The organism is Amycolatopsis sp. CA-230715, from assembly GCF_018736145.1.
In the GTDB taxonomy this organism is placed as follows: domain Bacteria; phylum Actinomycetota; class Actinomycetes; order Mycobacteriales; family Pseudonocardiaceae; genus Amycolatopsis.
The window spans coordinates 8,144,279-8,165,337 of the sequence record NZ_CP059997.1 but is presented as its reverse complement, the minus strand read 5'-3'; the positions used below and the strand labels follow the sequence as shown (position 1 = coordinate 8,165,337).

Here is a 21,059-nt window from a genome sequence, read left to right as displayed (position 1 = left end):
CTACTGTTGCTTTTGGGGTTGCTTCGGCTGTTGCTGTCCCTTGTGGACGGCGGGCTGCGCGGGCACCGTCTGCTGCGCCGGGGACTGCTGCTGGCCGCGGTGCTGCTGCCCCGCCCCGCCCTGCTGCACCATCGGCTGCCGCGACCGCGCGGACACCGCGCGGTGCGGGGTGTCCGGCTGCGGGCGCGCGAAGGTGAACAGGTACCCGGTGATCTGCCCGCCCAGCAGGCGGATCTGTTCGCGCAACCGGTGCACGAGCCGGGCCTCGCGGTCGCGCCGGACGACCACCACGACGCCGTCGGACTCCTTGATCACCGGGGTGACCTCGGGTGCGATGGAGGGCGACGCGGTGTCGATGAGCACCAGGTCGTAGGCCGAGCGCATGGCCACGACCGCCGCCTGCAGCAGGCTGGACCGGAAGTGGTCGAGGGTGGCCTCCTGGTACTGCCCCGCCGGGATGGCCCACAGCGCGACGCGGTCGCCGAGGTCGACGACGCGGGTGCACTCGTCCATCCTGGCGGCGCCGACCGCGATCGAGGTGAGGCCCTTCGGGTCGTACCGGAGGCCGAGCAGGTCCGACAGGCCGTGCGTGCGGACCGACGCGTCCACGACGAGCACGCGCGCCCCGCTCCTGGCGGCGGCGGTGGCCATTTGCAAGGTCGAGGTGGTGCTGCCGTCGCCCGGCGCGCTCGCGGTGACCACGACGACGCCGCGTTCGACCGAGGTCCGCAGGCTCGACGCGGCGAACTGGTAGGGCCACAGCGGATGGCTGCCGACCTCGCGCACCGCGGCGAGCTCCGGCTCGGCGAGCAGTTCGATCTCGGCGAGCACCGGCTCGCCGGTCGCGGCGGTGAGGTCGTCGCTGTCGCGCATGCGGCGGTCGCGGTCGGCACGCACCCACGCCACGGCGCCGGCGACGAGCAGCCCGACCACGAACCCGATCGCGAGATCGCGCGCGACCGTGCCGAGCACGCTCGTCCCGTCCGCCACCGCCTTGTCCACAAAGGACACACCGTCGCCGAACTGCTCGGCGGCGACCCTGGCCTGCGTCGCCTGCTTGTCCAGGTCCCCCAGCGTCGGCCCGGCGGCCAGTGTGTTCGGGTCGGCGCCCTTGTCGGGCGGGACGGAGGCGAGCACGTCGCGACGGCGGGCGGCGAGCGTGTCGAGCGTCTTCTGCTCCGCCGCCTTCACGTCCGCCCGCGACTCCGCCTGGTAGGCCTTGGTCACCGCGTCGGCGATCGAAGCCGAACTGTCGGAGTCGCCCGCGTTGACGGTCACCATGATGGACTCGCCGTTGTCGGAGGCCTTCGCGGTCACCTCGTCGCGGAGCACGTCCACCGGGACCGCGCCCGCGAGGTTCGCGCTCGCACCGGACAGGACCCGGTCGGAGACCAGGAACAGCGCGCGCTGGTTGACATAACGCACGAACGCGGTCTCGCTGGACGCGTCGACGCCGACGACGCCCGCCTTGTCCGGCGCCTTCAGCACGATCCGCGCGCCCGCGCTGCTGGTACCGCCCAGCAGCCACGCGGCCAGCGCGCTGGCCAGCACGACCAGCGCGACGATCGCCAGTGAAGTCCACCGATACCGCCAGAGCGCATCGAGGATCTTCGGTGACGGCTGCTCTTCCATACGTCTTGTGTCCGATCGTTTCACCGAGCGTGGCTGGCGGAATATACCAGCACCCCCAGGCCCCGCCGACCGCGAGCCGAGCACCCTGGCGTTAGCGGAAAGTGTTGGAGGACACCGTTTTCGGTTCGTGAGGGCACTGTAACCGAATTGCCGAAGAGACGGCCGCCCCCGCACTGATAGCCTCTCCCGGATTACGGTGTCCCCACCTTCAGGATTCGTGAGAAAACCTTCATGAGCAAGCGCGCCAGCAGCGTCAGCGTGAGACGGCCCGGCGGGGCCGGGTGAACAGGTCCCCGGCCAAGGGCACACGGTTCACCGAAACCCTCGAGAGGCTGCCGTCCGCCCAGAAGAGCGCGAAAGGCGCGCCCGCTTACTCACGTTTCGTGAACCGGAGGGCAGGCGGGTACCTCGCCGCGGCCGCCTACCACCTCGGCCGCACGCCGAACCAGGTCAGCGCGATCAGCGCGGCGTTCACCTTCACCGGGATCGTGATCATCGCGCTGGCCCCGCCGGTGCCGGTCACCGGGTTCGCGGTCTGCCTCGCGCTCGTCGCCGGGTACGCCTTCGACGCCGCGGACGGGCAGCTCGCGCGGCTGCGCGGCGGCGGCAGCCTCGCCGGCGAATGGCTCGACCACGTGATCGACGCGCTGAAGATCGCGGCGCTCCATTTGTCCGTGCTCGTCTCGGCATATCGCTTTTCGGATCTGCCAAGGGGCTTCCTGCTGGTACCGATCGGCTTCTCGGTGGTGGCCTCGGTGCAGTTCTTCGCACTGATCCTGAACGAACAACTCCGGCACCGGGCAGGCGCCGCCCGCCGACCAGGCGGGAAGCCGCCTCCGCTCCGTTCGCTGCTCGTTGTCCCCACCGACTACGGCGTGCTGTGCCTCAGCTTCGCACTGCTCGGCTTTCCCGCCGTGTTCGAACCTCTGTACGGACTGCTGTTCGCGGCGAACGCGGCGTTCCTCGCCGCGGCGCTGCCGAAGTGGTACCTCGACGCGCGCGAGCTCGGACGGCGAAGCGGGCAAGGACAGGAAGGATCGGCATGACGGTCGTCGGATACGCCCCCGGCGCCTACGACATGTTCCACATCGGACACCTGAACATCCTGCGGCGCGCGAGCGAGCACTGCGACCGGCTGGTCGCCGGGGTGGTCGGCGACGACGTGGTGCTGCGCGCGAAGGGGAAGCTCCCGATCGTGCCGTTCGAGGAGCGCATCGAGATCGTCCGCAGCGTCCGGTACGTCGACGAGGCCGTCCCGGATCCGCACGTCGACAAGTTCGCCGCCTGGGAGGCACTCCGGTTCGACGTCCTGTTCAAGGGCGACGACTGGCGCGGCACCGAACGGGGGAAGCTGCTGGAGGCTCGGCTGGGCGAAGTCGGCGCGAAGGTGATCTACTTTCCGTACACGATGCACACATCGAGTTCGGCGCTGCGGAAGCTGATCTCGATCCCTTCCTGACCGCTGAGCCACCTGAAGGAAACAGTGTCCCAAGACCCGCCTCCGAGACGGTCGCCGCGGCGGACCCTGCTCTGGGCCGTCGCGGTACTGGCCGTCGCCGGGGTGGTGATCGCGGCACTGCTGCCCGGCGCGCGCCACGACGCTCCCGGCGCCGACGAGGTGACGGCCAGCGCGGCCGACCTCCCGCTAGAAGCGACCGAGTACCCGGTCCCGGACGGCGCCATCGTGGTCGCACCGGGCGGCAACGACCACGCGGCGGGCACGGTCGCCGCCCCCCTTCGCACCGTCGCGGCGGCCTTCTCGCGCGCACCTCAAGGCGCCACGATCGTGCTCCGCGGCGGCACCTACCGCGAGACGGTCGGCATGGTGAAGAAGCGGATCACGCTCCAGCCCTACCCCGGCGAGAAGGCGTGGTTGAAGGGCACCGTGGTGGTCGGCGGGTGGAAGGCCAACGGCGGGCGCTGGCGGCACGAGGGCTGGAACCCGGACCTGTGCCGCACGTGCTTCCTCAAGGCCATCATCGACTCCGCGCACCCGCTGGCCGGGCTGCCCGACATGGTGTTCGTCGACGGCCGCCCGCTGAAGCAGGTCGACGACGCCGACGACGTCCGGCCCGGCACGTTCTTCGTCGACACCGACGACAAAGCGCTCGTGCTCGGGGAGAACCCGGCGGGACACACCGTCGAAGCCACCAAGTTCGACCGGCTGCTCCAGTTCGACGGCGAAGGCGCGCGCGGCAGCGTCATCCGCGGCGTCGGCATCGCGCAGTACGCCAGCAACCAGGACTACGGCAACCGCGCCGCGATGGTCGTGGCCAACGCGCCCGACGTGACCCTGGAGAACACCACCTTCGCCTGGTCCGCGTCCACCGGCGCGCTGATCTCCCAGCCCGGTGGCCGGGTCGTCGGCGGATCGTTCGTGGACAACGGGCTCGCCGGGCTCGTCGCGAACAAGGCGGACGGGCTGCGGGTGACCGGCGGCCGGTTCGCCGCCAACAACCAGGAGCGGTTCACGCTGTCCGGCGAGGCGATCGGCGCGGCCGGGATGAAGGTGACCCACACCAAGCGCCCGGTGATCGTGGACAACGTGTTCGAGGACAACATCGCCTCCGGCTGGTGGTGCGACCTCGGCTGCACGGACGCGCTCGTGGCGCGCAACATCGCCCGCGCCAACGCGGTCAACGGCCTGTACTACGAGGTGTCCTCGCGCGCGATCATCGCGGGCAACGTGATCGCCGGGAACCGCGCGCGCGGCCTGAAGATCTCCAGTTCCGACGGCGTCCGCGTGCACCAGAACACCTTCGACCGCAACGCGCTCGATCTTGGCCTCTACAACGACCCCCGCTCACCGGAGGTCGACCCGTACAGCGCGCAGGCGGGGCTGCGCTGGCTGACCAGCGGCACGGTGCTGGCCAACAACCTGTACGTGCAGGCCGGTTCCGGGACGCGGTTCGTGGAGTCCGCCGACTACAAGGAGGATCAGGGCGGTAATGCCGCCTTCGTCGCCAGGAGCGACGGGAACGCGTACCTGCGGCCCGTTCCCGGCACCGGCACGCTGCTGACGTGGTCCGTCGGTGCGGGCAGGACAGCGGACTTCCGCACGCTCGCCGAGTTCACCAAGGCCACCGGGCAGGACGCGCACGCGCTGCAGACCGCGCCCGCGGCCGCGATGTTCGCCGACCCCGCGAAAGGCGACTACCGGCTCCGCCCCGGGGTGCCTGGCGTTCGCGCCGGGCAGCCGCTGCCCGCCGACATCGCGGCCGCGCTCGGCGTGAAACCCGTGAACGACCCCGATATAGGCGTGCTCACCACGCGCGGGCACTCCTGAGCGGAGCGCCCGCGCGGCGGTGTCAGCCGATCGTCGCGGTCGGCGAGGAGACGGCCGTGCCGTCGGCGTCGATCGCCTTGATCCGGTAGGTCCCCGAGGTCACCTGGCGGTCGGTGAAGCTCAGCTTCGGCAGGTCCCATGGCCGGGAACGCTGCGTCACGGTGTAGATCGGCTCCGCCGTGCCGGTGCGGAACACCTGGTAGGTCACGTCCGAGTTCTGCGCGTCCCAGGTGCTCCCCCAGCTGATCACCGGGTTGCCGTTGTTCTTGGTCAGCGACGGTGCCTTCATCAGCGTCTGCTGCGGGCCGTTGTTCACCGCACCGGGCACCCCGCGCGCGGCGAAGCGGGTCAGGCTCTGCTGCGGTTTTCCGCTCACCGTGGTGAATTCACCGCCCACGACCACGTACTGGCTGTTCGAGTCGATCGCCCACGGGCCGTCCTTCCAGACGCTGGTGTCCGGCCCGCCGTTGGTGTTCGGGAACCACGGCAGCATCTCGGGCACCGGGTCGCCGACCCGGACCATGTTGCTGTTCACCGTCGATTTCCCGGTCGCCGCGGCAGATTCGGCCACCAGCCGGTAGTAGGCCGGCCTGCTGTCCGGGTTGCCGTTGATCGCGACGCAGTCGTGGGTGTGCGAGGCGCTGTAGACCACGCCGTTGCTGACCGTCACCGCCTGCGTATCGCCGTAGCACCCGTCGAACCACTTCGGCAGGCCCGTCGCGATGTCGACCGCCGTCCTGCCCTCGAGCCTGGTCGACCCGCCCTGGTAGTCGTAGGCACCGAAGTAGGCGACGCCGCTGCCGTCGGTCTCGATGTCCGTGACGGTCTCGGTGCCCGGGGTTTTGAGGCCCCAGGCCACGTTCACGCCGCTGGTCGCGTCGACGGCGGTGATGCCGTGGCGACGGGTGCCGTTGACGGTGTCGAACGCGCCGCCGACGAGCACCCGGCCCTGCGCGGGCGCGGCCAGCAGCGTGAACACCTCGGCGTCGACGGCCGGCGCCCACGGCTTCAACGCGCCGTCAAGGCCGACCGCGGCGAGCCGGGTGCGGGGCGTGCCGTTCACCGCGGTGAACCCGCCGCCCAGGTAGACGGTGTCCGGGGTGACCGAGATGCCCCTGACCCGGCCCGCGACAGCGGGCTTGAAGTTCGGGTCGAGCGCACCCGACGCGGCGTCGAAGCGCGCGACGCGCGAGCGCCACTGCCCGTCGACCTTGTCGAAGTCGCCGACCACGTAGACGCTCTTGCCGTCGGGGGAACCCTTGATGCGGAACACCGAGTCGCAGATCCACGACGAGGTCCCGGTCTTCGTGCAGTACGGGCCGGGGTCGCGGGTCAGCGTGGTGCTCGCCGAAACGATCGGCGCCCACGGCAGCAGCGCGCCGGTGGTCAGGTCGAAGGCCAGCAGGTTGTGCCGGACGACCTCACCGGGCCCGCCGGGAGCGACACCGGCGGGACGCGCCTTCGTGAAGCGGCCGCCCGCGTAGACGGTGTTGCCGACCACGGCGACCGAGAACACGATCCCGTCGGTCTGCGGGGTGGGCAGCGCGCCCGCGGTGACCGTGCTGGGCAGCGGGACGGCGGCCAGCGTGGTCGGGAGTGGGGTGGCCGCCGTCGCCGGGGTCGACGAGAGCGACACGGCGAGGGAAGCGGCCGCCATCGCGGTGACCGTCGCGCTCGCCCGCCTTCGCGCAGAAGACATGGGGGTTCCTTCGTATCGGTGGGGATTTTCGGGGAGGGGAGGGAGAAACGCGGTGGGCGGGCCCACCGACCGGCGAGTGCTACTCGTCGGGGCTCTTGTTGCGGGGTGCCGTGCGGACCAGTCGCGCCGCCAGCGCCTCGTACGCGTCGGCGACGCTTTCCCAGTCGTACCGGTCGAGCGTGGCGACTTGCGCGCGGCCGCGACGGCGAGTGCCTTCGGGATCGGCTTCGGCCGCCTCGCACAGGGCCGCGAGATCGGCGGCGGAACCGAAGAACCGGCCGTGCTCGCCGAGCACCTCCCGGTTGAAGTTCACGTCGAACGCCGAGGTCGCGGTGCCCGCGCCCATCGCGCGCAGCAGCGACGGGTTCGTGCCCCCGACCGAATGGCCGTGCACGTAGGTCAGCGCGTTGCCGTAGAGCTGGTCGAGCTGGAGCTGGTCCCAGACGCCGCCGAGCAGGCGCACCGACCCGTCGGTTCCCGCCAGCTGGCGGATCCTGCGGGTGTAGGCGTCGGCGTACGGTGCCGACCCGACCACCACGAGCGGGAGTTCCGCCGCGCTGGCCCGGTACCCCTCGACCGCGAGATCGACGTGGTTCTCCGGTTCGAACCTGGCGACCACGAGGTGGTACCCGCCGGGGGTCAGCCCCAGTTCGGCGATCAGGTCGTGCCCGACTTCACCCAGTTTCGGCGCACCGTACGGAATGTAGTCGGTGGCCACCGAGAAACGGTCGGAATAGTAGTCCTGAATACCGCGCGCGTCCGCGATCAACGCGTCCGACCAGCGCACGGCCAGTGATTCCGCGGCGCGGTAGTAGCGGCGGCCGGCCCCATTCCACTTGGCGCGCTTCCATTCGAGACCGTCCACATGGGTCACCACGGGAATTCGCCACATCCGCAGCAGCGGCAGCAACGGCGCGTTCGCGGAGTTGAAGACGAACGCGACATCCGGCCGCCTGGTGCGTGCATCGCGCACCGACAACGCGGTATGGCTCAGTGTCTCCAGGGTTTTCCGGCGCATCGCGGGCAAGGTGATCAAGCTCATGCCGAGGTGGTCCGCCGGTGGCTCCTCGGTGTCGCCCTCGACCCGCCGACAATAAACAACCACTTCATGGCCGCGTTTCGCGAGCCGTTGACCAACTTCTTCGACACAGGTTTCGAAACCGCCGTAGCGCGCGGGAACCCCACGCGTGCCCATCATCGAAATTCGCATCGTCACCGATCGGTCGCTCGCGGTCAAAACGGGCACCGGGCCACCGTGGGGGTCGGCGCCCTGCGTGTGATTCACCGCATCGTATTATGCACACCCGAGGCCGCCGCTACTCCGTTCGCGGGATTGCCCCCGAAGCCCACGGGGACTGTCCCAGCGCACCGGCCGGGCAGCGGACAGCCGTGGTGAAAGGAACCGGGAAACTGACCAGCGCGACCCGTGCACCGATCGGCATCGACGGCACCCGCGCCGAGGCGAAGCCGGCCTGGCCGGTGTGGTGCGTGCTCGCACTGGTGGTGGCCAGCGACTTCAAGTTCCGGCTCCGCGCCAACGACCAGGCCGTCTCCGGCAACGCCGACCCGTTCGTCCTGCTCGAGATCGCGCTGTACGCGGCGGTGGCGTGCTTCCTGTTCGTGAAGTTCCGGCCCTCGGTCCGCACCCGGCGCGCCGACCTGCTCACCTGGCTCGCCTACGCCTACGCGATCGTGCTCGCCGGTTCCGCGCTGTACTCCCCCTATTTCCAGCTCGCGCTCGTCCGCGCGGCGCAGGTCGTCATCGTGCTGGCGCTCGCGCGGTCGATCGCGCGGCACTGCGACGCGGGTGCGCCGCACCGGATCGCGCACGGGTACGCGGTCCTGATGGCGGCGTCGGTGTGCTTCGGCTTCGTCGTGCGCTTTCCCCAGCTGCACACCCAGAAGGGCCGGTTCACCTGGCTCTACGTCCACCCGGTGCAGGCGGGCGCGATGCTCGCGGTCGCGACCGTGCTGATGGCCGGGTACGCGATCACCACCGGCCTCGACCGCGCGGGCCCGCGCTGGCGGCTACCGGTGTACGTCGCGCTGTTCGCGGTGTGCGCGGCCGGTCTCGTCGCGACCAAGACGCGCGGTGCCGTGCTGGGCGCGATCGTCGGCGTGCTCGTACTGGTCTGGACCCGGTGGCGCGGCCAGCGCAAGGTCGAAGTCGGCGTGGTGGGCGCGGTCGCGCTGATCGCGGTGGCCCTCACCACGTCGTCGGCGATCGAGGACTTCTTCGCACGCGGCGAGTCCGCGGCCCGGCTCGCGACCCTGAACTCGCGCACCAACCTCTGGGGCTTCGCGTTCGAACGGTTCGCCGAACACCCCCTCTACGGCTTCGGCCTCACGTCGTCGCGTGGGCTGTTCCTCGACCAGATCGGGCTCGGCGGCGGCCACAACGCACTCGTCAACCTGCTGGTGGACACCGGGCTGCTGGGCGCGCTCGCGTGGCTCGCGCTGCTGGGGTGCATGCTGCTGACCGCGCACCGCCTCCGGCACCACGGCGGGCCCTCCGCCGATCGCACGATCCTGCTCGCGCTGGTGTTCGCGCTGCTCGCCAACTCCGTGTTCGTCGAAGGGCTCGGCGCCCCCGCGAACGTCCTGTGCACCTGGCTCTTCGTACTGGTGGCCTGGCTTTCGCTGGCCAGGAAGGCGACCGGATGACCGCGCGGCGCACGGCGCTGATGGCACACGGATCCGCCGAGCTGTACGGCTCGGACCGGGTCTTCCTCGAATCGGTGACCGCGCTGGCCGAGGACGGCTGGGACGTCGTGGCGACCGTCCCGGCACCCGGCCCGCTCGTCGCCGAACTGGAGCGCGCCGGCGCGCGCGTCTCGGTGTGCCCGGCGCCGGTGCTGCGCAAGGAAGCGTTGCGGCCGTTGGGTTTCGCGCGCCTGCTCGGTCTCGCGAAGCGGTCGTCCGGCCCGATGTGGCACCTGCTCCGCGTGCTCGACCCCGACGTCGTCTACGTCAACACGGTGACGGTTCCGCTGTGGCTCGCGATGGCCCGCGCGCGCCGGATCCCGGTCGTGGCGCACGTCCACGAGGCGGAGGACGGTGTCGCGAAACCGGTGCGGCTCGGACTCGCCGCGCCCCTGCTCGCCGCCGACCGCGTGGTGGTGAACAGCAGGGCCACCGCCGAAGTGGTGCGAAACTCACTGCGGCGCCTCGGCGGGCGGATCACGCTCGTCTACAACGGCGTGCGCGGCCCGGCGTCACCGGCTTCCCCCGCGGCCGCGCCGAAGGACCCGGTTCGCCTCGTCCTCGTCGGACGGATCTCGCCGCGCAAGGGCACCGACGTCGCGGTCGCGGCGCTCGCCCTGCTGCGGGCTCGTGGCCACGACGTCACGCTCGACCTCGTCGGATCGGTTTTCCCCGGCTGGGAATGGTTCGAACGGCAGGTGCGCGAAGCGGTGCTGGCCGCCGGGTGCGAGGCCGCGGTGCGGTGGCGCGGGTTCCGCGCCGAGGTGTGGCAGTCCTATTCGGACGCCGACATCGCACTCGTGCCGTCACGGATCGAACCCTTCGGCAACACCGCGATCGAAGCGCAGCTCGCCGGTGTGCCGGTGGTGGTCTCCGACGCGCACGGCCTGCCGGAAACGGTCGAAGACGGCCGGTGGGGCCCCGTGACCGCGGCGGGCGACGCCGCCTCGCTCGCCGACGCGATCGAGGACCTGCTCTCCGACTGGGCCGCCACCGCGACCCGCGCGGACAAGGCGCGCGAGGTCGCGGCCGAACGCTTCGCCCCGGCGCGGTACCGGGACGAGATCCGCGCCGTCGTCGAAGCGGTGGCCCGCTAGGTCGTGTATTGAAGTGGCGGAGCCACTTGAGTGGGCAAGCCACCGGCACCGCCACGCAAAGCACTTCGAAACAGTCTCTAGTAGGCGCCCGCGCCGCCGATCACCGCGCGCGCGGTCTTCCAGAGGATCACGACGTCGAGCGCGAGCGACCAGTCCTCGACGTAGCGGAGGTCGAGGCGGATGCTTTCCGCCCAGCTGAGATCGCTGCGCCCGCTGACCTGCCACAGCCCGGTCACCCCCGGCTTCACCAGCAGACGGCGGCGCGCGTCGCGCTCGTAGCTCTCGGTCTCCTCCGGCAACGGGGGGCGCGGGCCCACCAGCGACATGTGTCCACTGAGGACGTTCAACAGCTGGGGCAGCTCGTCGAGCGAGTAGCGGCGCAGCACCGAGCCGACCCTCGTCACGCGCGGGTCCTTGCGCATCTTGAACAGCGGGCCCGCGCCTTCGTTGGCCTGCACCAGTTTCGAGCGCACCTGGTCGGCGTCGCGCACCATGGTCCGGAACTTGAGCATGGTGAACGTGTCGCCGTCGCGGCCGACGCGGCGCTGGCGGTAGATCGCCGGGCCGCGATCGCCGAGCTTGATCGCGAGCGCGATCAGCAGCAGCAGCGGGGAAAACGCGACGAGCAGCGCCGCCGAGACCACCCTGTCCACCACGGCCTTGACGAACCTGCGTCCGCCGGTGAACTTCGGCGCGGTGACCCGCAGCAGCGGCATCCCGAACACACCGGACACGTTGAGCCGGGGACCCGCCACCTCCATCAGCACTGGCGCGACGACGAGTTCGGCCTTGGTGCCTTCGAGGTCCCAGGCGAGCTGCTGCAGGCGTTTCGGCGTCCAGTACTGGTCCGCGGTCACGGCGACGACGCGGTAGCCGCCGCGGCGCACGTGGTCGGCGAGGTCGCCGAGCCGCCCGACCACCGGGACGCCGCCGACCTCTCCGTCACCCGCTGCGCCCGCGGAACCGTCGCTCGTGCACACCGCTTCCACGCGCCAGCCCACATGCGACTCGAGCTTCGTGCGGGCGATCAGGTCGCCGACGGTGGCGGGATCGCCCGCCGCCATCACGGGAAGCAGGCAACGGCCGCGACGGCGCCGGTGGTGCAGCACGCGGCGCAGGACGTACCGCTGGGGGAAGGCGAGCGCGGCGATCGCGGGCACCACGACGAACACCCAGGGCTGCACGTCGAGCGCTCCGAAGAGGAGCCCGCCCAGCGCGACGAGCACGGCGGCGGCGACCAGTCCCCTGCCGAGGCGGCGGAACTCCTCCGCGCCTTCGCCGAGGAGTTGCTGGTGCCACGCGCGGTTCGCGGGCAGCGCGACCATGACGGCGAGCGCGGTGCCGAGCGCGTGCAGGTGGTTGAGAGCGAGCCCGTCGATGATCGCGGCGCTGACCACGATGACGACGAGGGTCGCGGCCAGGTCGCTGGCGATGACCCAGGCGCGGTAGCGGCCCTCCCACGCGGTGGAGGGCGTCCGATCGGACCCGGTGGCCCGTCGTGGCGACGGCGGCGTCGGGGCAGGTGGGAGGTCGAGGTGCGCGACGGGGTCCTCCGTCTTCAGGGGCCGCACCGACTCTTCCATCGGACCTCCCAGATCCTTCGCTCGGTGACGCATCAGGACAGTGCAGTCGGGTCTCGGTGCCGTAGTGCTTCAGCGCCGCGGTCGTGCAGTGAAAACCGTAATGCTGGTGACGCGGTTGTCCGTACCACCGTGCGAACGGTGGTAGCGGTTTGCCAGGTGATCCGGGCTGTTGTGGAACGACCGCCGACGGCACCGGGCTCGGCTCGATCTTGACAACGCAGAGTAATCAATCCCGGTATACGTTCAGTAGTCAACAGCGCAATACATGCGGTGGTATCGGTCCCTCTGACGACAGCGTTACAGAGGCCCGGCAGGCGGATTTATCGTGTGGCTACAGGAACATCGAGGTCACGTTCACCTCATTCCGATAACAAACGAGTGACAAAGGGTGAGCGTTGGCTTCGGGCAAACAGCTACCGTATGTAGCTGGTAATTCAGTCACGTTGCCGAGTGGCGGCATCGGTTGCCCCACCCGGGTGCCCGCCGCGGCGCGACCGGCCGCGCTCACTCCACTGTGGACCGCGACCCGGCCCGCTCGCGTCCACAGTGGATACTCCCCACCTCATCACCCGGATGCCGGTCCGACCAGCACCCACAGTGGAAATCCGGCCGTGACCTCGCCCACACCCACCAAGGATCCGGGCCACGACACTCACCTCCCCCACAAAAACACCACCCAGACAACCAGTCCAACGCCCCACACCAGCAAAGGTGACTCCGCCACCAACAGTGCCCGGCCACACCCGGCAAGCCGCATCGACCCGGACACGCCTGCCTACTGGGGGTCCGGGGGCGGAGCCCTCCGGGCGGGGTCTGGGGGTTGCACCCCCAGGAAACACAAAAGACGGCTCATATCTGCGCGTTCCGCAGATATGAGCCGCCTAAGCCGTCGGGTGGGCGATACTGGGATCGAACCAGTGACCCCTTCGGTGTGAACGAAGTGCTCTCCCGCTGAGCTAATCGCCCTCGGCCTTACGAGTCAGGACTCTACCGGACCCGTTTTCGAGCCCGGCAAACGGGTGGTTCATCGGCGGGCACGATCCGCACACGGCCCGCCACGCTGCGAACAAGCGCGAGCTAGCGAAGGTTCTTCGCGCACGCCCGCGTGCCCGTTCGCGCGCGAGTGCGGGAGACACGCGTGCAACATCCGCCTGACGGTGCTATCGCGCGGCCGCCGAACCGGTCAGTATGGAGATCGGGAGCTCCTCAGCAGGGGCGAGCTCGGGGGCTCGCGAGACAGGGGTGATGATGGTCTGGGGCGGCCGCAGTGAGCCCAGAAGAGTGATCTGCGGCAAAGTCGCGAGCGAATCGGCGGCGCGGCGCGTCTCACCAGCAGAACTCGGTCAACCTGGGCCGTGAAGGGAGACGAAGGGTACGACGATGCGCAACGATCACGTTACGCTCCGCTCGACGGCGGTCTTCGACCTGCTGGCGCCTCGGACGCCGGCCGTTCCGGTCAAGGTGGAGCTCCGATACGACACCCGCGACCCGTACGCGGTGGTCGCCGCCTTCCGCACCGGCCGCGCGGGCTGGGTCGAATGGGTGTACGCACGAGACCTGCTGGCCGACGGCCTGCTGGCCGACGCCGGTGACGGGGACGTCCGGATCCGCCCGTCGGTCGAAGACCCGGAGTCCGTCCTGATCGAACTGAACTCGCCCTCGGGGCACGCGATGTTCGAAGCCTCGGCCCAGGAGCTCGCCGACTTCCTCGACCGGACCTACGACGTCGTACTGCCGGGCAACGAGCACCTGTGGGTCGACGTCGACGACGCGCTCACACACCTCATACCGAACGATTTGAGCTGATGTTCGGCCTCGCGACACGGAACAGCCACCCCCCTGTGACGGCCCGATCGGGCGTCCGATATGGTTTTGCCACACCACGACGACGGGGAACGAACACCAGGTCGAAACCCGGAAATCGCGGAGTGCGGACGTAGCGCAGCTGGTAGCGCATCACCTTGCCAAGGTGAGGGTCGCGGGTTCGAGTCCCGTCGTCCGCTCGGGAGGCCTTCTCGGGCCTTGCACGGTGGAGTGGCCGAGAGGCGAGGCAACGGCCTGCAAAGCCGTGTACACGGGTTCGAATCCCGTCTCCACCTCGCGCGATTAGCTCAGCGGGAGAGCGCTTCCCTGACACGGAAGAGGTCACTGGTTCAATCCCAGTATCGCGCACACTCTGGTTCATGGTGTTCAGGCCCCCCGGCTTCGCCGGGGGGCCTTTCCCGTGTTCGTGTGCTGTCGCACCCGGGGCCGAGCCCCCCCCCGGACCCCCACGGTGCGGTTGCTCTCGACCCAGCGTGGTCTGGTCGGGATCGTGGCCACTGTGTGTTCGATATGGACTGACATCACACCGGAATCGGTTGGGTGCTTCGTCTTCTGGCCCAGCCGCGCCGAGCCGGATACGACGCTGACACCGCCCACCGAGCCACGAAACGGCGTGCTCAGCACCGAAAACCCGGCGCGAAAAGGGTGGGACACCCACGGCGCGACCCGGAAACCGCCCTCGCCGTCGAGCGGCGGCTGGCCACGGCCCTGATCGGCACCGGGCTGCCCGGCATGTCCGCGCGAGTGCTCGCCGCACTGCTCACCAGCGACGCCACCGGGATGAGCGCCGCCGAGCTAGGGCAGCGCCTGCGGGTGAGCCCGGCATCGGTTTCGAAATCCGTCGGATACCTCGAAGGCCAACGGATGATCCGCCGCGAGCGGCGCACCCGGGGACGAGCCGAACGGTACGTTGTCGACTCCGACGGATGGTTCCACGCATTCCTCGCCAGCGCTGAGCGAAACCACCAGTTCGCCGACGCCACCCACCGGGGATCCGCGTTGCTCGGCCCCACCACTCCGGCCGGTGCCCGTCTTCACGCGCTGAGCCGGTTCCACCACCAGCTCACCAACGACATCGTCGAACGCGCCCGCCACTGGCAGCACGCGCTCACCAAACCGCCTCCGGGACAGTCGTCCAGTCGAGGATGATGTCCTGTAGACACCAAGGAAGTACGCCCGGGTTCATTCCCGAACAGCCAATACACTCATCAACCACAATGGACGGACGTGGCTCTGGAGGACTCGTCGCCAGGCCGACCAGCGATCGCGGCGATCTTGAACGATTCCCCTGCCCCGTCATCTGGGTGAGAGGCCTGCATCTGTGAAGAGGTGCGCAGCAGCTGACGTTCCCGAACCGCGGTCGTGCGGAGGAATACGTCGACCGTTACGGCGTGCTCACGCGGTGGCTGGTGGCACCGTTACGTCCGCCGTGGCCGCCGCGTGTCGCCGTCCGATAGGTCGGACCGCGCTCCTCGGATCTGGACACCGGTCAAGCCACCGCCACGGGTGCGGGTCCGGCTGTCACGGGTGTTCCCCATCTCCCACCCTCAGGCGTGGCTGTGGACGTTGATAACACTTCCGTCGGGTGCTCGAACGAAGAAGCGACGAATCCCCCACGGTTCCGTGGTAAGGGGATAGACCACCTGATACCCCTGCCGCTCGGCCGCGGCGCACGCGGCATCCACGTCTTCGACTTCGACCGCCACGGTCGAACGGGAGGTGTGAGGGTCCCACGAGTCTGCGGTAGGGGAAACCACGGTCATCTGCGCCGTCGGATTACCCGGCGAAGCGAGCATCAAGAACCCTGGCTCGTCCATGCGCACGTCCATGCCGAGGAAATCGCTGTAGAAGCGTCGGCTCTCCTCGATGTCTTGGGTGACGACGTTGGGCACGATGCGGCGGATTGTCATGTACGCACTGTAGTTGAAGGCCGCTGACGAGCTGATCCAAACGAGAGGTCATAGGCGGCGGGCACCAGGACGTTTCCAGGGCCAGCCCTTCACCCGCTGGGCGGCCTCGAGGAACACGACGCCACGGTTCGCCACGGCACCGATCAGCCCCCACACCGCGGACAACCACATGCACTGACCGTGCTGGTCACGCGATGCCAGGCGGCGGCGATGCCGGGCGGGCCGAGCCGACTGATTCCCTGGCCGTGCGACAGCAGGGCCGGGAACGGAACTGTTGGACGGGCGTGGTTTCTCAGCCTGCTCGTAGCGTCAGATACAGCAGGCTGCCCAGGCCCGCGAGTGTGCAGTAGATCGCGAAGGGGGTCAGGGTGCGTGTTTCGAAGTACGAGGTGAGGAAGCGTACCGACAGGTAGGACGCCACTCCGGCGACCAGGCTGCCTGCCAGCGCCGGGCCGAGCACCGCGTGATGGTCCGGGGTGAACAAGGTCGGCAGTTTCAGCACGCCCGCGGCGAGGATCACGGGAGTGGCGAGCAGGAACGCGAATCGTGCCGCGTCCTCGTGGCTGAGTCCTTTTCGGAGGCCAGCGACCATCGTGATGCCCGAGCGGCTGATTCCGGGCAGCAGGGCCAGGATCTGGGCGGCGCCGATCGCGATCGCGCTGCCGGTGCCGAGTCGTGCGAGGCGCCGGTCGGAGAGTTCGCCGTCGGTCAGGACGCGCAGCGGCATCGTCTCCTCGGCCGAGAAGTCGATGGTGTGCTGCGCCGAGGATGAGGTCCGGTGAGCCGAGGCCGTGGTGCGGGGGCGGGTGAGGCGTTCGACGGTGTACAGGACGATTCCGTTGAGCGTCAGGAAGATCGCGGCGGGGATCGGCAAGCCGAGGTAGTCGCGGACGGTGCTCTCCAGGAGCAGGCCGGCCAGCCCGACCGGGATCGTCGCGAGGACCAGCAGCCACGCGAGGCGTTCGTCGGAGGTGTCGATCCGGCGGTACCGGATCGAGGTGACCAAGCCCGTGAGGACGCGGTACCAGTCGCGCCAGAAGAACGCGACGAGCGCGAGCGCGGTCGCCACGTGCATCGCGACGAGGACCGCGAGGTAAGCCGAGTCCTTGCCCATGCTCAGATCGGCGGCCCATTGTCCGCCGACGAGTGCGGGTAGCAGCACACTGTGTCCCAGGCTGGACACCGGGAACAGTTCCGATACTCCTTGGAGCGCGCCCACGACGACCGCTTCGAAATAGCTTATTCCGGACATGAAATGCCTTTCGGTGGGAACTGTCGCGGCGGTGTCACGGGATCGTTCTGCTGGGAATTCCGTGCCAGCGGGTGTTTTCCGGCAGTCGTTCGCCTTTCATGACCAGCGACAGCGCGGTCACCTCGGCGTTCTCGGCGACGACGCTGTCGTAGAGGACCACGCACCGGGCGCCGACACTGGCGCCCTGGTTCAGCGCGAGGGTCGACATCTTCATGACCCGGTCTTCGAACAGGTGGGTCTGCAGTGATGTTCCGGGGCCGACGGTCACGTCGTCGCCGAGGCGCACGAGGTCGAATTCGGTGAGGTAGGTCGTGGCGATCCAGCTCCGTTTGCCCACCGTGGCGCCGAAAACCCGCAGGAGTGGTCCCAGCATGGGGGTGCCGGAGAGCATTCCCAAAAGGGCGGGGACGGCGGCGGTCTCGTAGAGGGCGGTGACGAACTCAGTGCGCCGGACGAACCGGCTCCACAGGGGTTCGACCCGGGGCCGGTACCGTCCGACGACAACCCATTTCACGGCGGCGACCGCCAGTACCGTGGCGAGACCGCCGAGAAGCGCGACTGCGGGCGCGAGCGCGACGAGCGCGAGGGGCGTGACGGTGCGTGCCGCCCAGGCTTCCCCGAGCAGGACCAGGTAGGCCATGGTGCCGATCAGGGAACCGGGCACCACGATCCGGAAGAACTCGATGAGCAGGCGTTCGCACACCTGCGCCCGCCGGGGCCGGAAGGTCAGTGCGTCGTCGAACTGGCCGCTGTCCTGCCTGCGCGGCAGCCGGATGCCGGGTGAGCCGAGCCAGGACGTGCCGCCGGGCACTCCGTCCGCGGGGGCGATGGTGTGCACGCCGACGAGCGACTCGTCACCGGTCGAGGAACCGGAGCGCAGCAGCGCGGCGTTGCCGATGAACGACCGCGTGCCGACGGTGGTGCGGCCGAGCGCGATCTGGCCGTGGCAGTGCGTCGCGGCGCCGACGCTGGCCATGTCGGCGACGAAGCTTTCCGCGCCGAGGGTGAGCAGGTCCGGATCCAGGTGGGACACGGTGGACACTTCGGCGCGCGGCCCGATGCGGGCGCCGAGCATGCGCAGCCACGCACTCGTGTAGAGCGTCGAGTACAGCGAATTGGTGACCGTGAGGCTGGTCTGCAGGAGCTTGTCGATGACCCATTTGCGCAGCCCGAGACCCGAGGCGACGGGGTGGATCCCGGTGGGCGTGGTGCGCAGCACCAGTCGTTTGACCGCCGCGATCAGCAGGCAGCTCGACACGACGAAGACGGGCCCGGCGAGCAGCGACACGAGCAGGCCCGCGGTGGGCCCGGCGGCGACCAGCGCCCAACTTCCCAGCGCCACGGCCGGTGCCGCGAGCAGCAGCGGCAGCAGTTCGACGGCGAGTGCGACGGCGAGGTATCCCGCGCGCAGTGCCCGGGACGGCTCCGGGCTGTGCCGGGAGCGCATCTCCTGCAGCAGGGGGTCCGCCCGGTCCTGGCGCGTGGACGGTGATCCGGCCCAGTGCTCGCCGGCCGGGATGACCTGACCGGTGGTGGCGATCGCCATGTCGGCCAGGGAAGCGTCCGCGCTGATCCGGGATCCGGGCTCGAGGACGGCGTTGGCGCCGACGAAGGCGCGGGCCCCGACCGCGACCGGCCCGATCGTCACCCACCCGTGCGCGACCGAAGAACAGTGCAGTTGTGCGCCGTAACCGATGCTGGCATCGTCGCCGAGGTCGAGCAGCGCCGGTACGGGGAGTGCTCCGGTCGCGATGTGGCAGCGCCGGCCGACACGGGCGCCGAGCAGCCGCAGGTATCCGGGTAGCAGCGGACTGCCGCTGAGGGTGCCCAGCGGAGCCATCGCGAGAAACCCTTGCAGGAGCCACAATCGCACGTACATGCGGCTCCACAAAGGATACGTCCCGGGTGCGAGCCCGCCGGAGAGCAGCCGGACACCCAGTACCGGCACGATCAGTCTGCCCAGTAGCAGAGTAGCCGGTACGACGAGTACCAGTTGCCAGATCACCGCGGCCGAAAGCACGCCGTGGTTGACCCCGAGTACGACGGCCACCGGGGCCCCGAACAGCGCGAGCATCAGGTACAGGCTCGTGAATTGGCTCGCACCCACCCCGACGACGCGCGCGGACCTGTCTTGCCGGGGCGCCGGCCGGTCCGGAGCCGCCGTCGCGGTGGGGTCGGTGTTGCCGAGGGAACCGGCGAGACCGCGGACCGTGGGATGGGCGTAGATGTCGGCGATCGAGACACCGGAGGTGAACTCGAGGCGGCGGAGCGCCGAGGCGGTGCGCGCCGCCAGCAGCGAGTGCCCGCCGAGGTCGAGGAAGAAGTCCGCGTCGACCGACAGTTTCCCTTGTTCCAGACCGAATTCGTTCGCCCACACCGCGGCGATCGCGGTCTCGGCCTCGCCCCGCGGCGCGGTGATCTCGCCACCGGGACTGATCAACCGCGTCCCCGACGGGGCGGGCAGGCTGGTGCGGTCGACCTTGCCGCTGGGCATCAACGGCAGCGCCGCCACGAACTCCACGAACGCGGGAACCATGTACTGCGGCAGGCGCGCCCGCAGCCGGTCGGACAACCGGGAGGTGACCTCGCCACGATCGGCGCCTGGACTGGCGAGGTAGGCGATCAGGTCGCCGGTGGCGTTCTGGGTGACCGCCGCGGCGCTCACCGCGGGATCCTCCAGCATGACGCTCTCGATCTCCTGCAGATCCACCCGGTGACCGCGGACCTTCACCTCGCTGTCGGCCCGGCCCAGGTATTCGATGTCGCCGTCGAGCAGTCGGCGCCCCAGATCACCCGTACGGTAGAGGCGCCCGCCGCCGGTGATGCGCGGGTCGTCGAGGAACCGCTCGGCGGTGAGGTCGGGCCGCCCTACGTAACGGCGGGCGACCCCGACACCGCCGATGCAGATCTCGCCGATCTCGCCGTCGGGAACGGGCCGCAGCCCGGTGTCGAGCAGGGTGAGGTGATACGTCGGCAGCGGGCGTCCGATGGTGACCGCGCGGCCGGGGACGAGTTCGCACCAGGTCGCGGTGACCGTGGCCTCGGTCGGGCCGTAGGTGTTCAGCATCCGGCGCCCCGGGCCGCTCCAGCGGTGCACCAGTTCCGCCGGACACGCCTCGCCACCGACGATCAGGGTGCGTACCCGTGGGAGATCCTGGTCGATCGTGGCGAGCACGGTGGGCGTGCAGTACACCACGGTGACGCGGTTGTCGTGGAGGAATCCGGCCAGGCCGCTGCCGATTCGGCGGGAGTCCGTGGGCCCGGCGACCAGTGTCGCGCCGCGTGCCCAGGTGGGCCAGATCTCCTCGATGGAGAAGTCGAACGCGACGGTCATCCCCTGATACACCCGGTCGCTGCTGGTGACGCCGTAGATGTCCGGCACGACGTCGAGGAAGTTGCAGATGCTCTCCTGCCCGACCTCGACCCCTTTCGGACGGCCGGTCGACCCGGAGGTGTAGATGACGTAGCAGACCCGGTCCTCGTCCTCCCTGACATACGGGCGCGACGACGCGGCCGCCGCGCGGGCCACGGTGAGATTGTCCAACCGGAGCACTGAACAGGACAATCCCGACGCCGCCGACTCGAAGTCCGATGTGGACAGAACGAGGCTGATGCCGCAATCGCCCGCGATGTAGTCGATCCGGTCCGCGGGCGAGGACGGGTCGATCGGCACGAACACGGCGCCCGCCTTCAGCGTGGCCAGCAACGCGACATACAGCTCCATCGAGCGGTGCAACAGGATCCCCACCCGCGACCCGCTCGCCACACCGCAGTCGATCAGCAGATGCGCCAGGCGGTTCGCCCGCTGATCCAGTTCGCGGTACGTCACGTGCTCGCCGTCGCATTCCACCGCGATCGCGTCCGGAGTGGAATCGCAGCTGGCTTCGAAGACGTGGTTCAGGCGCCTCGTGCCGCGCTCCATGCGCACCGTGCCGAGAAACGCCGAACCGCGCGAGTGCACGTCTACTCTGTCAACCACGGGAAATATCCTTTACTCGAAACGTGTCGTTTCCACGTCGGTGCCGGGCGCGAAACGCCAGGCGGGCACCGGTCGGGATCGCCGTCCGGCGGGG

14 protein-coding genes and 4 tRNA genes are annotated in these 21,059 nt (G+C 69.7%); 10 read left to right on the top strand and 8 right to left on the bottom strand.

Features of this window, described 5'->3' with window-relative positions; genetic code table 11:
- A complete protein-coding gene (locus HUW46_RS38405; RefSeq protein ID WP_215543595.1) occupies positions 1-1,632 on the bottom strand; it encodes an AAA family ATPase in 1,632 nt (543 codons plus the stop codon).
- 383 nt (positions 1,633-2,015) lie between these two features.
- On the opposite strand from HUW46_RS38405, the gene HUW46_RS38400 reads away from it, so the two are divergent.
- The 3 genes from HUW46_RS38400 to HUW46_RS38390 are packed head-to-tail and all read left to right on the top strand — an operon-like array spanning position 2,016 to position 4,918.
- On the top strand, positions 2,016-2,678 hold the full coding sequence (locus HUW46_RS38400) for a CDP-alcohol phosphatidyltransferase family protein (RefSeq protein WP_254125355.1): 663 nt from the start codon (positions 2,016-2,018) through the stop codon (positions 2,676-2,678).
- Entirely contained in the window at positions 2,675-3,091 is a 417-nt protein-coding gene (locus tag HUW46_RS38395) for an adenylyltransferase/cytidyltransferase family protein (RefSeq protein WP_215543593.1), read from the top strand. Before HUW46_RS38400 ends, HUW46_RS38395 begins: the two co-directional genes overlap by 4 nt.
- A 24-nt stretch (positions 3,092-3,115) precedes the next feature.
- The gene (locus tag HUW46_RS38390) at positions 3,116-4,918 is read left to right on the top strand and encodes a right-handed parallel beta-helix repeat-containing protein (RefSeq protein WP_254125353.1); all 1,803 of its coding nucleotides are present in this window, start codon (positions 3,116-3,118) and stop codon (positions 4,916-4,918) included.
- A gap of 22 nt (positions 4,919-4,940) precedes the next feature.
- Here HUW46_RS38390 and HUW46_RS38385 read toward each other — a convergent pair whose 3' ends face one another.
- A complete protein-coding gene (locus HUW46_RS38385; protein WP_215543592.1) occupies positions 4,941-6,617 on the bottom strand; it encodes a delta-60 repeat domain-containing protein in 1,677 nt (558 codons plus the stop codon).
- 79 nt (positions 6,618-6,696) lie between these two features.
- Positions 6,697-7,812, bottom strand: coding sequence for a DUF1972 domain-containing protein (locus HUW46_RS38380; RefSeq protein WP_254126689.1), 1,116 nt, complete (start codon positions 7,810-7,812; stop codon positions 6,697-6,699).
- A gap of 194 nt (positions 7,813-8,006) precedes the next feature.
- Here HUW46_RS38380 and HUW46_RS38375 point away from each other — a divergent pair, with 194 nt between their 5' ends.
- Together HUW46_RS38375 and HUW46_RS38370 are read left to right on the top strand one after the other, a co-directional pair.
- Complete coding sequence (locus HUW46_RS38375; protein ID WP_254125351.1) at positions 8,007-9,281, top strand: O-antigen ligase family protein; 1,275 nt, start codon at positions 8,007-8,009, stop codon at positions 9,279-9,281.
- Positions 9,278-10,417 carry a glycosyltransferase family 4 protein gene (locus HUW46_RS38370; RefSeq protein WP_254125349.1) on the top strand — a complete coding sequence of 380 codons (1,140 nt, stop codon included), beginning with the start codon at positions 9,278-9,280 and terminating at the stop codon, positions 10,415-10,417. Before HUW46_RS38375 ends, HUW46_RS38370 begins: the two co-directional genes overlap by 4 nt.
- A 77-nt stretch (positions 10,418-10,494) precedes the next feature.
- On the opposite strand, the gene HUW46_RS38365 is transcribed toward HUW46_RS38370, so the two are convergent.
- Both HUW46_RS38365 and HUW46_RS38360 read right to left on the bottom strand, forming a co-directional pair.
- The gene (locus HUW46_RS38365) at positions 10,495-12,000 is read right to left on the bottom strand and encodes a sugar transferase (RefSeq protein WP_215543590.1); all 1,506 of its coding nucleotides are present in this window, start codon (positions 11,998-12,000) and stop codon (positions 10,495-10,497) included.
- 894 nt (positions 12,001-12,894) lie between these two features.
- A tRNA-Val gene (locus HUW46_RS38360) sits at positions 12,895-12,966 on the bottom strand.
- Positions 12,967-13,380: 414 nt separating this feature from the next.
- Between HUW46_RS38360 and HUW46_RS38355 the strand changes: the two genes are divergently transcribed.
- The 5 genes from HUW46_RS38355 to HUW46_RS38335 all read left to right on the top strand — a co-directional run bounded on the left by HUW46_RS38355 (position 13,381) and on the right by HUW46_RS38335 (position 14,973).
- A complete protein-coding gene (locus HUW46_RS38355; protein ID WP_020672550.1) occupies positions 13,381-13,806 on the top strand; it encodes an SsgA family sporulation/cell division regulator in 426 nt (141 codons plus the stop codon).
- A 124-nt stretch (positions 13,807-13,930) separates the two neighbouring features.
- Positions 13,931-14,003: transfer RNA gene (locus tag HUW46_RS38350), tRNA-Gly, on the top strand.
- A gap of 25 nt (positions 14,004-14,028) precedes the next feature.
- Positions 14,029-14,099: transfer RNA gene (locus tag HUW46_RS38345), tRNA-Cys, on the top strand.
- A gap of 1 nt (position 14,100) precedes the next feature.
- A tRNA-Val gene (locus HUW46_RS38340) sits at positions 14,101-14,172 on the top strand.
- A 297-nt stretch (positions 14,173-14,469) separates the two neighbouring features.
- Positions 14,470-14,973, top strand: a complete 504-nt coding sequence (locus HUW46_RS38335; RefSeq protein ID WP_215543589.1) for a MarR family transcriptional regulator — start codon at positions 14,470-14,472, stop codon at positions 14,971-14,973.
- Between the two features lie 398 nt (positions 14,974-15,371).
- Here HUW46_RS38335 and HUW46_RS38330 read toward each other — a convergent pair whose 3' ends face one another.
- The 3 genes from HUW46_RS38330 to HUW46_RS38320 form a co-directional block, all read right to left on the bottom strand.
- Entirely contained in the window at positions 15,372-15,734 is a 363-nt protein-coding gene (locus HUW46_RS38330; RefSeq protein ID WP_215543588.1) for a VOC family protein, read from the bottom strand.
- Between the two features lie 292 nt (positions 15,735-16,026).
- Positions 16,027-16,986: an undecaprenyl-diphosphate phosphatase gene (locus HUW46_RS38325; RefSeq protein ID WP_215543587.1), complete on the bottom strand. Its 960-nt coding sequence runs from the start codon at positions 16,984-16,986 to the stop codon at positions 16,027-16,029.
- Between the two features lie 34 nt (positions 16,987-17,020).
- Positions 17,021-20,965, bottom strand: a complete 3,945-nt coding sequence (locus HUW46_RS38320; protein ID WP_254125347.1) for a Pls/PosA family non-ribosomal peptide synthetase — start codon at positions 20,963-20,965, stop codon at positions 17,021-17,023.
- Positions 20,966-21,059 lie beyond the last annotated feature (94 nt).